10 protein-coding genes are annotated in these 12,882 nt (G+C 67.0%); 3 read left to right on the plus strand and 7 right to left on the minus strand.

The window, feature by feature from the left end; all coding sequences use genetic code 11:
- Positions 1 to 3: 3 nt before the first annotated feature.
- Positions 4 to 2,880: an aminomethyl-transferring glycine dehydrogenase gene (gene gcvP / locus ACWKV7_RS12760; RefSeq protein WP_483858052.1), complete on the plus strand. Its 2,877-nt coding sequence runs from the start codon at positions 4 to 6 to the stop codon at positions 2,878 to 2,880.
- A gap of 269 nt (positions 2,881 to 3,149) precedes the next feature.
- On the opposite strand, the gene ACWKV7_RS12765 is transcribed toward gcvP, so the two are convergent.
- From ACWKV7_RS12765 to ACWKV7_RS12795, 7 genes are all read right to left on the minus strand, one after another.
- Entirely contained in the window at positions 3,150 to 3,449 is a 300-nt protein-coding gene (locus ACWKV7_RS12765) for a DUF2388 domain-containing protein (RefSeq protein WP_483858053.1), read from the minus strand.
- Between the two features lie 26 nt (positions 3,450 to 3,475).
- On the minus strand, positions 3,476 to 4,111 hold the full coding sequence (locus tag ACWKV7_RS12770; protein WP_483858054.1) for a GNAT family N-acetyltransferase: 636 nt from the start codon (positions 4,109 to 4,111) through the stop codon (positions 3,476 to 3,478).
- Positions 4,108 to 4,557 carry an NfeD family protein gene (locus tag ACWKV7_RS12775; RefSeq protein WP_483858055.1) on the minus strand — a complete coding sequence of 150 codons (450 nt, stop codon included), beginning with the start codon at positions 4,555 to 4,557 and terminating at the stop codon, positions 4,108 to 4,110. The genes ACWKV7_RS12770 and ACWKV7_RS12775 overlap by 4 nt, the downstream gene beginning before the upstream one ends.
- Before the next feature lie 6 nt (positions 4,558 to 4,563).
- Entirely contained in the window at positions 4,564 to 5,484 is a 921-nt protein-coding gene (locus tag ACWKV7_RS12780) for an SPFH domain-containing protein (RefSeq protein ID WP_483858056.1), read from the minus strand.
- 94 nt (positions 5,485 to 5,578) lie between these two features.
- Positions 5,579 to 7,300 carry a sensor domain-containing diguanylate cyclase gene (locus ACWKV7_RS12785; protein WP_483858057.1) on the minus strand — a complete coding sequence of 574 codons (1,722 nt, stop codon included), beginning with the start codon at positions 7,298 to 7,300 and terminating at the stop codon, positions 5,579 to 5,581.
- Positions 7,301 to 7,412: 112 nt separating this feature from the next.
- Complete coding sequence (tfpB, locus tag ACWKV7_RS12790; protein ID WP_483858058.1) at positions 7,413 to 9,203, minus strand: type IV pilus assembly ATPase TfpB; 1,791 nt, start codon at positions 9,201 to 9,203, stop codon at positions 7,413 to 7,415.
- Positions 9,204 to 9,391: 188 nt separating this feature from the next.
- Complete coding sequence (locus ACWKV7_RS12795) at positions 9,392 to 10,756, minus strand: CYTH domain-containing protein (RefSeq protein ID WP_483858059.1); 1,365 nt, start codon at positions 10,754 to 10,756, stop codon at positions 9,392 to 9,394.
- A gap of 113 nt (positions 10,757 to 10,869) precedes the next feature.
- Here ACWKV7_RS12795 and ACWKV7_RS12800 point away from each other — a divergent pair, with 113 nt between their 5' ends.
- The gene (locus tag ACWKV7_RS12800) at positions 10,870 to 11,547 is read left to right on the plus strand and encodes a TIGR00153 family protein (RefSeq protein ID WP_483858060.1); all 678 of its coding nucleotides are present in this window, start codon (positions 10,870 to 10,872) and stop codon (positions 11,545 to 11,547) included.
- 40 nt (positions 11,548 to 11,587) lie between these two features.
- A complete protein-coding gene (locus tag ACWKV7_RS12805) occupies positions 11,588 to 12,850 on the plus strand; it encodes an inorganic phosphate transporter (protein ID WP_483858061.1) in 1,263 nt (420 codons plus the stop codon).
- The last annotated feature ends 32 nt before the right edge of the window (positions 12,851 to 12,882 follow it).

The raw sequence follows: 12,882 nt of genomic DNA on the forward strand, positions 1-12,882 counted from the left end.
ACCATGTCCCAGACGCCCAGCCTCGCCCAACTCCAGCAACCCGACGCTTTCCTGCGTCGCCACCTCGGCCCGGACGAGGCCGAGCAGCAGGCCATGCTCGATACCCTCGGCCTGGCCAGCCGCGCCCAACTGATCGAGCAGACGGTACCGCCGGCGATCCGCCTGAACGCGGCGCTGGAGTTGCCGGCGGCGCTCGACGAACAGGGCGCGCTGGCCAAGCTGCGCGGCTACGCCGAGCAGAACCAGGTATGGACCAGCCTGATCGGCATGGGCTACCACGGTACCCTGACCCCCACGGTGATCCTGCGCAATGTGCTGGAGAACCCAGGCTGGTACACCGCCTACACCCCCTATCAGCCAGAGATCGCCCAGGGCCGCCTGGAAGCGTTGCTGAACTTCCAGCAACTGACCATCGACCTTACCGGCCTCGACCTGGCCAGCGCCTCGCTGCTCGACGAAGCCACCGCCGCCGCTGAAGCCATGGCCATGGCCAAGCGCGTGGCGAAGAGCAAGAGCAATGTCTTCTTCGTCGATGAAAATTGCCATCCGCAGACCATTTCCGTCGTGCAGACCCGTGCCGAGGCGTTCGGCTTCGAACTGGTGGTCGCCAGCGTCGACACGCTCGGCGAGCACCAGGTGTTCGGCGCCCTGTTGCAATACCCGGATACCCATGGCGAGATCCGCGATATCAAGCCGCTGATCGACCAGCTGCACGCCCAGCAGGCGCTGGCCTGCGTCGCCGCCGACCTGCTCGGTCTGCTGCTGCTGACGCCGCCCGGCGAACTCGGCGCCGACGTGGTGTTCGGTTCGGCCCAGCGCTTCGGCGTGCCGATGGGCTACGGCGGCCCGCATGCGGCGTTCTTCGCCTGCCGCGACGAATACAAGCGGGCGATGCCGGGGCGCATCATCGGCGTGTCCAAGGACGCCCGCGGCAACACCGCGCTGCGCATGGCCCTGCAGACGCGCGAGCAGCACATCCGCCGCGAAAAGGCCAACTCGAACATCTGCACCGCCCAGGTGCTGCTGGCCAACATTGCCAGCTTCTACGCCGTCTACCACGGCCCACAGGGGCTCAAGCGCATCGCCCAGCGGGTGCACCGGCTGACCGCCATTCTCGCCGCCGGCCTGGCGCAGAAGGGGCTCAAGCGCGAGAACCAGCACTTCTTCGACACCCTGACCCTGGATGTCGGCGGCAGCCAGACCGCGATCCTCGAAAGCGCCCAGGCGGCCCGCATCAACCTGCGCATCCTCGGCCGCGGCAAGTTGGGCGTCAGCCTTGACGAGACCTGCACCGCCGACACCGTCGAGCGACTGTTCGCCATCTTCCTCGGCGCCGACCACGGTCTGGACATCGCCGCGCTCGATGCCGGTGTGCTGCCCGGCGGAATTCCGGCCGGGCTTGAGCGCACCAGCGGCTACCTGGGCCACCCGGTATTCAACAGCCACCACAGCGAAACCGAGATGCTGCGCTACCTCAAGCAGCTGGAGAACAAGGACCTGGCGCTGAACCAGGCGATGATCCCGCTCGGCTCCTGCACCATGAAACTCAACGCCACCAGCGAGATGATCCCGATCACCTGGCCGGAATTCGCCAACCTGCATCCCTTCGCCCCGACGGAGCAGGCCCAGGGCTACAAGGCGATGATCGACGAGCTGGACGCCTGGCTGCGCGCCATCACCGGCTTCGATGCCATCTGCATGCAGCCCAACTCCGGCGCCCAGGGCGAATACGCCGGCCTGCTGGCGATCCGCAAGTACCACGAAAGCCGCGGCGACGCACATCGCAACATCTGCCTGATCCCGTCCTCGGCCCACGGCACCAACCCGGCCTCGGCGCAGATGGCCAGCATGCGCGTGGTCATCGTCGAGTGCGACGACCACGGCAACGTCGACCTGGACGACCTGAAGAAGAAGGCCGCCGAAGCCGGCGAGCAGCTGTCCTGCCTGATGGCCACCTACCCCTCGACCCATGGGGTCTACGAGGAGGGCATCCGCGAAATCTGCGAGGTGGTGCACCAGCACGGCGGCCAGGTGTACATGGACGGCGCCAACCTCAACGCCCAGGTCGGCCTGGCGCGGCCGGGCGACATCGGCGCCGACGTTTCCCACATGAACCTGCACAAGACCTTCTGCATTCCCCACGGCGGCGGCGGCCCCGGCATGGGGCCGATCGGCGTGAAGGCGCACCTGGCGCCCTTCGTCGCCAACCACCCGGTGGTCCCGCTGGACGGGCCGAACCCGGAGAACGGCGCAGTCAGCGCGGCGCCCTGGGGCAGTGCGAGCATCCTGCCGATCAGCTGGATGTACATTGCCATGATGGGCCCGCAATTGAAGGACGCCACCGAGGTGGCGATGCTCAATGCCAACTATCTGGCCCACCAGCTGGGCGGTGCCTTCCCGGTGCTGTACAGCGGGCGCAACGGCCGAGTGGCCCACGAGTGCATCCTCGACCTGCGCCCGCTCAAGGCGGAAACCGGCATCAGCGAGGAAGACGTGGCCAAGCGCCTGATGGACTACGGCTTCCACGCGCCGACCATGTCTTTCCCGGTGCCTGGCACCTTGATGATCGAGCCTACCGAGAGCGAGTCCAAGCATGAGCTGGACCGTTTCATCGAGGCGATGCTGAGCATTCGCGCGGAGATCGCCAAGGTCCAGGCCGGCGAGTGGCCGGCCGAAGACAACCCGCTCAAGCATGCGCCGCACACTCTGGCCGACGTGACCGGCACCTGGGAGCGGGCATATGCCGTCGCCGAGGCGGTGACGCCGACCGCCCACACCCGTGCGCACAAGTACTGGCCGACGGTGAATCGGGTGGACAACGTCTACGGCGACCGCAACCTGTTCTGCGCCTGCGTGCCGGTGGATGCTTATCGGGACTAGGCCCGAAGCAATGACAAAGCCGCCCTCGGGCGGCTTTGTCGTTTTCGCGGCTTGCGGAGCGGGCCATGCCTGCGAAGAACAATCACCGCAAGGCCACGGCGTTGCGCGAGGCGCTGGAGGGGGCGGAACTCAGCCCGGAGGAAGTCTGGCTGGTTCGACGTGGAGCCTGGGTGCGACCCGCCAAACCGACAACGACGGGTTTCGCCCGGCCAACATCTGGAGCGGGGCCAGCGCAGGCGCTTCGCGGACGGGAGCCGGCGCGCTCGGCGTCAATCGGCGGCCAGGATGGCGCTGGCCAACTCCATGTCGCTGGCGTGCAGCTCGGGTTGCTCGGCGCGCAGCCGTTGCAGCGCGGCCTCCAGGTAGGGGCCACGAATCTCGCCATCGCTGGCCACGAAGCTGCTGGCATCGTCGCGCACGGCGACCAGCAGCTTGTCATCCTTGAAGGTCATGTAGGTGGAGCCGGTGGTGATGCCCGAGGAAAGGATATCGCGCACCAGACTGTCGGCCAGGGCCGGGGTGGCTGGAATGGCGAGGGCTACGGCGAAACAGGCGGCTAGGCGGCGCATGGCAGGACTCCTGTGGGTGGGTCTGCCTATTCAGAGTCGGCGCCGGCCTGTGCGGTTCCCCGGCCGGGCTGGCGCAGCAGCAGGTACTGGTGCAGGCCATCCAACTGCAGGCGCTGGCGCAGTTCGAAGGAGAATCGCGCATAGAGCGGCAGGTTGCCGGGCTCGCCGGTTTCCAGGGCGATGCCGGCCAGGCCCGGCAGGCTGTCCAGCTCGCCAAGTGTGGCGCCGAGCAGCGCGCTGCCGATACCTTGCCCGTGAAAGCCAGGCGCGACGCCGATGAATTCGATGCGCGCGCAGTCGGCGAAAAGACCATCGAAGGCTTCCAGCAGGCGATCGAGGCGGGCCAGGCAACCCGCGCCGCAGCGCTGCTCGATGGCAGTGCCGAGCCAGGCCAGGCTGTCGTCGCTGGGGGCGCCGGTCGCCGTGAACAGGCAGACGCCCAGCAGGCGCTCATGCTGCCAGGCGCCAAGGGCAGGAAAGGCATTGCGCCGATGAAATGCCAGATACAGCGCCAGGTAGTCGCGACGTCTGGCTGCATAGTCCGGCCGCTCGGCCTGGAGATACCAGGCCAGGGTCGGGTCGCCCGTAAACGCGCGGTCCAGCAGCTCCAGGGCGGCGGCATCGGCCGCTGCGGCCAGCGGCGCGATGCGCAGCGAAGTCATCCGACGGCTTCGACTTTCAGCAGCACGCCATCCTGGCCGGTGACCCTGACCGGGCTACCGGCCGGCAGGTCCGGGCCGGTCACCAGCCAGAGCGTGTCGCCGGCCTTGATCTTGCCGCGCCCGCCGGTGATGGCTTCATGCAGGCTGAAGGTGCGTCCGATGAACTCCTGGCCGCGCTGGTTCAGCCCCGGTTGATCCGTCAGTTGCACGGAACCGCGCTGACGCCGCCACCAGAGCACGGCGGTGAGGATCGACAGGGTGCCGAACAGCAGGTACTGCCAGGCCCAGGGCAGCTCCGGGAAGATGAAGGTCAGCACGCCGACGCAGGCGGCGGCCAGGCCGATCCACAGCAGATAGCCGCCGACGCCGAACACTTCGAGGATCAGCAGCAGGGTACCGAGGGCCAGCCAGTTCCAGTAGCTGAGGTGCTGCAGCATATCCAGCATGGTGCGTCAGCCCCGCTTGCCGTCGAAGGTCGACTTGATGATCTCACCGATGCCGCCGACCGCGCCGATCACCTGGCTGGCCTCCAGCGGCATCAGCACCACCTTGCTGTTGTTGGCGGAAGCCAGCTGGCCGAGGGCGTCGATGTACTTCTGCGCGACGAAGTAGTTCACTGCCTGCACGTTACCGGCGGCGATCGCCTCGGACACCATGCGGGTGGCCTCGGCTTCCGCCTGGGCCGCGCGCTCGCGGGCCTCGGCTTCGAGGAACGCGGCGGCGCGCTCGCCCTCCGCACGCAGGATCTCGGCCTGCTTGTGGCCTTCGGCGGTGAGAATGGCCGCCGAGCGCGAACCTTCGGCTTCGAGAATCTGCGCGCGCTTCAGGCGTTCGGCCTTCATCTGGCTGGCCATGGCTTCCACCAGGTCGGTGGGCGGGGTGATGTCCTTGATCTCGATGCGGGTGATCTTGATGCCCCAGGGCGCGGTGGCTTCGTCGACGGTCTTGAGCAGGCGTTCGTTGATCGCGTCGCGCTGGCTGAGCATGGCATCCAGCTCCATAGAGCCGAGCACGGTGCGGATATTGGTCATCACCAGATTGCGGATGGCGTGTTCGAGGTTGTTCACCTCGTAGGCGGCCTGGGCGGCGTTGATCACCTGGAAGAAGCACACCGCGTCGATCTGCACGATGGCGTTGTCGGAGCTGATGACTTCCTGCGGCGGGATATCCAGCACGCTTTCCATCACGTTGAGCTTGCGGCCGATGCGGTCCATCACCGGCACGATGATGTTCAGGCCCGGACGCAGCGTGGTGGTGTAGCGACCGAAGCGCTCCACCGTCCATTGGTAGCCCTGCGGCACCACCTTGAAACCCATGAAGACGATGGCAAAGGCCAGCGCGACGAACAGCAGGATCACAACGCCGATTTCCATTACTGACTACTCCTGAGGGGGATTGCGAAGATTGATTGTAAGTCGCGCCAGCGGTTATCGCCGCTGATTTGAGCCGGCGGTGGCGGTCTGCCCGTCAGCCGCCCGGGGCGCAGGCGACCCGATTGCGCCCGGCCTCCTTGGCCGTGTATAGCCAGCGGTCGGTGTCGCAGATCAGCGCATGCAGCGAAGCCTGCTCCGTCAACTCGGTGACCCCGAGGCTGGCCGCCAGCCAGGTGGTGCGCCCATCGACCTCGATCTTGATCCCTGCGATGCGCTGGCGTATCTGCTCGGCCAGGGCCCTGGCCTGGCGGGTGCGGGTTTCCGGTAGCAACAGAATGAATTCCTCGCCGCCCCAGCGCGCCAGCAGGTCGCTGGAGCGGCGGTGGCGCTGCAGCAGCTGTGCGGTCGCCACCAGCGCCTGGTCGCCGGCATCGTGGCCAAGGTTGTCGTTGATCGCCTTGAAATGGTCGAGGTCGATGAGCACCGCCGTCAGCGGGCGTCCGTAGCGGTGGGCGTTCTGCCACAGCACTTCGCCCTGCTCCAGAAACGCGCGGCGATTGAGCAGGCCGGTGAGCGGATCGATCCGGGCGAGTTGCTCGGCCAGGAGCCGCGCCTGCTGCTGTTGTCCTACTTCGTAGGCCAGCGCGCGGGCCAGCAGCGAGGCCTCGACCAGCAGGCCGATCTCGACCGCGTGGTAGGCCCATGGCGAATAGGGCAGCCAGCCCCAGACCGTCACGGTTGAGACGGCGGTGGCGCACATGCCGATGGTGGCTGCGGCGAGAAAGTAGCGCGCATTGCTACCGCCATGGCGCACCCGCAACAATCCCAGGCCGACCATGCACAGGGTGAACAGCAGGACGAAGGCGAAGGCCAGCAAGGCCGCCTCGTGCTGGCGTCGCAGCAGGATCGCCAGCAACATCAGACCGAGGCCGGCCCGTATCACGTAGCGCACCAGGCGTGCCGCGGCGGGAGCCTGGGTGGGCAATTCGAGGAAATACAGGGCGAATCGCAACCCGCTGCAACAGTACAGAACCATCAGCGCCAGGATGACGTACTGCTGCAAGGCGGGGGCATCCGGCCACAGCCAGGCATAGCCGTGCCCGGTGTAGGCCAGGTTGAGCAGGACGAAGGTGCCGATATACAGCGCGTAGTCGAGGTGCCGGCGCAGGCGCAGCCCGGAATAGAGCATCAGGTTGTAGAGCGCCAGCGCGACCAGCAGACCATAGAGCAGCCCGTAGCCGTACTGCAGCAGACGGCGGTGTGCCTGGCCCTGCGCTGGCGTGAGCAGGCGAACCGGCAGCAGTAGTGGATCGGACGTCTCGGCGCGAACCAGAAGCTGGATGGCGCCGGGAGGAAACGGGTACTCGAAGACGAAGCCGATACCGGGAATCGGTGGCAGCCGTCCTGCCCCGAGGTCGCCCGCCGCCTGCTCGAACAACAATTGGCCGTCCTGCAGCAGATACAGGTCCAGACGGTCGATCCACGGTACCCCGGCCTGCACCCTGAGGGGGATGGGCTGGTCACCGGGGTTTTCCACGTCCAGGTAGTACCAGACGGGCGCTGTGCCCATGCCGAACCCCGGAACGGTGCGTCGGGCGTCGCTGAAGCGGCCATCGCGATGGGCGGCCAGGGCGTCGTCGACGGTCAGCGGCCGGCCATCTTCCACCAGTATCTGGGCCCAGGCGCCGAGCGGGGAATCGGGCAGGGCATCCAGGCGCAAAGCGCCGGCCTGTGCGGGCTGCAGGATGACACCGAGCAGGCCGAGAACGGCCCAGGCAGTGTGTAACAGGATGACGAGGGCGCGAATGGCAGGCATGAGGGCTGCTGACGGTTAGCATGGGCCGGGCGGATCATGGCTGATTGCCCATGCATAGTTTAGACCGTCGTGCCGGTCCGACATGTCAGTGGTCGGTTGGTGTCGAGCCGCCCTATTTCTGCTCGCTTTGCGGCGTGACCCGCAGCACTTCCTCGATGGTGGTCTGGCCGGCGGCGATCTTCTGCGCGCCGGACAGGCGCAGGCTGCGCATGCCGTCCTTGAACGCCTGGCGGCGCAGCGGCACGAGGTCGGTGTCGGCATTGATCAGCGGCCGGATGGTGTCGTTGAGCAGCATGATCTCGTAGACCCCGGCGCGGCCCCGGTAGCCGGTGTCGCGGCATTCCAGGCAGCCGACGGCGCGGTGCGCGCCGGTGGGCAGCGGGGCGCTCCAGGGCTTGGTCAGGTTCTGCCAGTCGCTCTCGTCCAGTTGCACCGGTGCCTTGCAGTGGGGGCAGAGCGTGCGCACCAGGCGCTGGGCCATGACCCCGAGCAGGGTCGCGCGCAGCAGGTAATAGGGCACGCCCAGTTCCAGCAGGCGGGTGATGGCCGAGGGCGCATCGTTGGTGTGCAGGGTGGACAGCACCAGGTGGCCGGTGAGCGCCGCCTGGATGGCCATCTCGGCGGTCTCCAGGTCGCGGATCTCGCCGATCATGATGATGTCCGGGTCCTGGCGCATCAGCGCGCGCACGCCGCTGGCGAAGGTCAGGTCGATGTTGTGCTGCACCTGCATCTGGTTGAAGGCGCCCTCGATCATCTCGATAGGGTCTTCGATGGTGCAGACGTTCACCTCTTCGGTGGCCAACTGCTTGAGCGTAGTGTAGAGCGTGGTGGTCTTGCCCGAGCCGGTCGGGCCGGTGACCAGGATGATGCCGTTGGGCTGGTTGGTCATGCTCTGCCAGCGGCGCAGGTCGTCGGCGGAGAAGCCCAGTTGGTCGAAGCCCTTGAGCAGCACCTCGGGGTCGAAGATACGCATCACCATCTTCTCGCCGAAGGCGGTGGGCAGGGTCGACAGGCGCAGCTCCACTTCGCCGCCGTCCGGGGTCTTGGTCTTGACCCGGCCGTCCTGCGGTTTGCGCTTCTCGGCCACGTTCATCCGCCCGAGGGTCTTCAGGCGACTGACGATGGCCATGGTCACCTGCGGCGGGAATTGGTAGACGTTGTGCAGCACGCCGTCGATGCGAAAACGCACGGTGCCCTGCTCGCGGCGCGGCTCGATGTGAATGTCGCTGGCGCGCTGCTGATAGGCGTACTGGAACAGCCAGTCGACGATGTTGACGATATGCGCGTCGTTGGCATCCGGCTCCTGGTCGCTGGCGCCGAGGCTGAGCAGTTGCTCGAAGTTGCCGACGCCGCTGATCTTCTGGTCGCTCGCCGAGGCGCCGGTGACCGAGCGGGCCAGGCGGTAGAACTCGTTGGTGAAGCGATGCAGGTCGGCCGGGTTGGCCACCACGCGCTTGATCGGCCGCTTCAGCACGTGGGTCAGGTTGGCTTCCCAGCTGTGCACGAAGGGCTGGGCGCTGGCGATGGTCACCGCCTCGGGGCTGACCGCCACGGCGAGAATCTTGTGGCGCTGGGCGAAGGCGTGGGACATCAGCGGGGTGACTGCGGCGACATCGATCTTCAGCGGGTCGATGCGCAGGTAGGGCTGCCCGGCCTGTTCGGCCAGCCAGACGGTCAGGGTTTCCAGGTCGAGCTTCTTGCCCGGACGCTTGAGGTCATCCACTTGCTGGGCAGCGAGAAATTCCAGCGGATGTTGCTGGTTGTTCACGGCGCTGCGCCGGATCGCCAGGCACTGCTCGGCGATTTCCTGGTCGATGCGGCGCTGGGCGATCAGTTCGCGCAGCACATCGTTCAGGTCGAGCCAGCGGTCGGCGGTGGATGAGGCAGAAGCTAAGGCGTTCATGGGGCTCCCTGATGAAAAGGCCGCTGGAGGCCGGGCGGCGTGCTGGCCGCTCCAGGCGCTGAGGTGCCGTTCAGCCTAGCGCACCGCCCTTTGCCAAGCGTTGCCGGTGTGCACAGTATGGACACGGGCCGAACCGCCGGCCAAGGCCCGTGCCCGGCGGCGCCCCGGCCGGCGGCCGTGTGCCGGGCCTATTTCGACAGGGCCTTCCAGCCCTTGAGCGTCTGCACGGTATGGGCCTGGGCCGTACGCGCAGCCAGGGTCTCGGCGTCCGCCTCGCGGTGGGCCAGGTCGCCGAGCTTGCTCAGCTCGCCATACAGGCGGTCGACCTCCGGCACCTCCAGCACGCCACGGGCCAGGCGCAGCCAGACGTGCAGGCGTTCGAGGCGCGGCAACTGGTCGACCAGGTCTTCCGGATACTGGCGATAGCGCGCCAGCGGCAGCGCCTGGACCTCGTCGGCGAGCAGGCGCGGCAGCCAGTTGCCCAGGGCGGCCTGGCCCTGGCGCTCGCCACGGTTGTTGCGCCCGGCCCGCCAGCCTTCGGCGAGCAGCCAGCGCGAGGCGGCCAGGGAGAAGCCCCCCCAGCGGGTGCCGGCCAGTTCGTCGGCGAATTGGGCCGGCGCGTTGTGACGCACGGCTTCGTCCGCCTGGCCGGCGCGCAGGCGCGGGCGCCAGTCCTGCAGCAGGGCATCGAGGGCCTCGCGCAGTTCGCGGCTGCTGGCCCGCGGCGCGGCCTGGCCGAGGCTGCCGAGCAGGGCGCGCAGCTCGATCAGTTGCTCGATCCAGTCGGCCAGCAGGCGCCAGTGGCCGTTGAAGCGATACTGCTCGGCCAGCCGCTGGCTGTTGCCGAGCAGGTGCCAGGCGATGGCGGCGAAGGCGCTGTCCAGCGATTGCAGCGGATCGAGCGCCGGTGCCGGCAGGGCCACGCTGTAGCTGCCTTCGTCGAACAGCCGGTAGCCGCGTTCGGCCTTGCTGATATCGCAGGGCATCAATGGCAGGTCGGCGGCCAGTTCGGCGGCCAGCTCCAGCAAGGCGGCGGGTTCGCCCTGGCGCAGTTCCAGTTCCAGCTCGCAGATGTCTTCCTCGCGTTCGCCGGCGATTACCTTGCCCAGGTCCAGCGCCGCTTCGATCACCACTTTGGCCTTGCCGCGGCCCCAGGCGATTTCGGCGCGCTCGCGCACGAAGTCGGTGGTGAAAATCGGTTGCAGCGTGGTCTTGTCCAGGCCGGCCAGCTCGGCCGGCCAGCAACTGTCATCCAGGCGGGCAAGATCCAGAGCCGGCTGTTCGAGGTACCAGTCCCATTCGTTGCGCTCGGACAGGCCGGCGACGCTCTGGCCGCGGCTCTTGAGGGTCTGGATGTACTGCTCGCCGTCGCGGCGCAGGCGCAGCGCGACCTTGGCCCGCGCCAGGTCGCGCGCCGGGGTGTCGTAGTACTGGTTGAGCAGCTCGCCGCGCTGCCAGCCGCTCTTGTTGCGCTTCTTCAGCAGGGGGTGTTCGCGCAGGGCGAGCAGGGTGTCGCGGCTGGCGCGCAGTTTGATTTCGGTTTCTTTGACCATGGGGACGAATTCGAGCGCCTATCATGAAAGTGTGACGATCCGGCGGCGAAACTGGCGGGCATCCGGGTCGCTCCGTATACTTGCCGCCTCTTTGCTACCAGGGGTCTTACCCTATGCCAACCAATCCCTTCGTCAGCCTGTTCGGGCGTTCGCCCATCGGCCCCATGCAGCAGCACATCGCCAAGGCCCACGAGTGCGCGGCGCATCTGCTGCCGTTCTTCGAGGCGGTGATGGCCGAGGACTGGGCCAAGGTCGAGCAGGTGCAACAGGAAATGGTGCGTCTGGAGAAGGATGCCGACAAGCTCAAGAAGAGCGTGCGCCTGCACTTGCCCAAGAGCCTGTTCCTGCCGGTGCCGCGTTCGGATCTGCTGGAACTGCTCAGTGTACAGGACAAAATTGCCAACCGCGCCAAGGACATCGCCGGCCTGATGCTGGGCCGCTGCATGACCGTGCCGGTCCCGCTGCAACCGCTGATGCTCAACTACGTGCAGCGCGCGGTGGATGCCAGCGCCCAGGCGCTGAAGGCGATGAACGAGCTGGATGAACTGCTGGAAACCGGTTTCGGTGGCCGTGAAGCGACCCTGGTGGAAACCATGATCGAAGAGCTGGATGCCATCGAGCAGGACAACGATCGGCTGCAGATCGAAGTACGCCGCCAACTGTTCAAGGTGGAAAAGGATCTTCCTCCGATCGATGTGATGTTCCTCTACCAGATCATCGATTGGATCGGCGATGTCGCCGACCGGGCCCAACGAGTGGGCAACCGACTGGAACAACTGCTGGCGCGCTGAGCGCCAGCGTCCTTTCTGGGCTTCGACGAGAATAATTCATATGTCTTTGATTACGGACTACGGTTTCGTACTCCTGCTGCTTGCCTGCCTCTTCGGCTTCTTCATGGCCTGGGGCGTGGGCGCCAATGACGTGGCCAACGCCATGGGCACTTCGGTGGGCTCGCGGGCACTGACCATCAAGCAGGCGATCCTGATCGCCATGGTCTTCGAGTTCGCCGGCGCCTACCTGGCCGGGGGCGAGGTCACCGAGACCATCAAGGGTGGCATCGTCGATGCCAGCCAGATCTCCCCGGAGCTGATGGTACTGGGCATGATGTCGGCGCTGCTGGCCGCCGGTACCTGGCTGCTGATCGCCTCGATGAAGGGCTGGCCGGTCTCCACCACCCACTCCATCGTCGGCGCGGTGATCGGCTTCGGCGCCGTGGGCGTTTCCATGGATGCGGTGAAGTGGAGCGGCGTCGGCCCGATCGTCGCCAGCTGGGTGGTATCGCCGGTGCTGTCCGGGCTGGTCGCCTTCGGCCTGTTCGTCAGCGTGCAGAAGCTGATCATCGATACCGACCACCCGTTCCAGAACGCCAAGCGCTTCGTGCCGGTGTACATGTTCCTCACCGGTTTCATGGTCGCGGTAATGACCGTCACCAAGGGTCTCAAGCACGTTGGCCTGCACATCTCCACCGGCCAGGGCCTGCTGCTGGCGCTGGCCATCGGCGTGCTGGTGATGCTGCTCGGCGTGGTGCTGCTCAGTCGCATCAAGGTCGATGAGGTAGCCGACAAGGCCTTCCACTACGCCAGCGTGGAGCGGGTGTTCGCCGTGCTGATGATCTTCACCGCCTGCTCCATGGCCTTCGCCCACGGCTCCAACGACGTGGCCAACGCCGTCGGCCCGCTGGCCGCCATCGTCGGCGTGATCCAGTCCGGCGGCGAAGCGGTGGGTCTCAAAGCAGCCCTGCCGGGCTGGGTGCTGCTGCTCGGCGCGGTCGGCATCGTGGTCGGCCTGGCCACCTACGGCTACAAGGTGATCGCCACCATCGGCAAGGAAATCACCGAGCTGACCCCCAGCCGTGGCTTCGCCGCCGAACTGGCCACCGCCACCACCGTGGTCGGTGCCTCGGCCATCGGCCTGCCGGTGTCCACCACCCACACGCTGGTCGGTGCGGTGCTCGGCATCGGCATCGCCCGCGGCATCGGCGCGCTGAACCTCGGCGTGATCGGCAAGATCTTCATGTCCTGGCTGATCACCCTGCCGGTCGGCGCCGCGCTGTCCATCGTGTTCTTCTTCATCCTCAGCGGCATCTTCGCCTGACGAGCGCAGCGGCGCGCGGCCCAGACGGCCGC

It is taken from the genome of Zestomonas ipomoeae (genome assembly GCF_057128665.1).

Excerpts from the sequence above, each read along its gene's own strand:
- ACWKV7_RS12780 (WP_483858056.1), bottom strand. The coding sequence starts at position 5,484 with ATGGAAATCGGCGTTGTGATCCTGCTGTTCGTCGCGCTGGCCTTTGCC.
- ACWKV7_RS12775 (WP_483858055.1), bottom strand. The coding sequence starts at position 4,557 with ATGCTGGATATGCTGCAGCACCTCAGCTACTGGAACTGGCTGGCCCTC.
- ACWKV7_RS12785 (WP_483858057.1), bottom strand. The coding sequence starts at position 7,300 with ATGCCTGCCATTCGCGCCCTCGTCATCCTGTTACACACTGCCTGGGCC.
- ACWKV7_RS12770 (WP_483858054.1), bottom strand. The coding sequence starts at position 4,111 with ATGACTTCGCTGCGCATCGCGCCGCTGGCCGCAGCGGCCGATGCCGCC.
- tfpB (WP_483858058.1), bottom strand. The coding sequence starts at position 9,203 with ATGAACGCCTTAGCTTCTGCCTCATCCACCGCCGACCGCTGGCTCGAC.
- ACWKV7_RS12800 (WP_483858060.1), top strand. The coding sequence starts at position 10,870 with ATGCCAACCAATCCCTTCGTCAGCCTGTTCGGGCGTTCGCCCATCGGC.
- ACWKV7_RS12795 (WP_483858059.1), bottom strand. The coding sequence starts at position 10,756 with ATGGTCAAAGAAACCGAAATCAAACTGCGCGCCAGCCGCGACACCCTG.
- ACWKV7_RS12765 (WP_483858053.1), bottom strand. The coding sequence starts at position 3,449 with ATGCGCCGCCTAGCCGCCTGTTTCGCCGTAGCCCTCGCCATTCCAGCC.
- ACWKV7_RS12805 (WP_483858061.1), top strand. The coding sequence starts at position 11,588 with ATGTCTTTGATTACGGACTACGGTTTCGTACTCCTGCTGCTTGCCTGC.
- gcvP (WP_483858052.1), top strand. The coding sequence starts at position 4 with ATGTCCCAGACGCCCAGCCTCGCCCAACTCCAGCAACCCGACGCTTTC.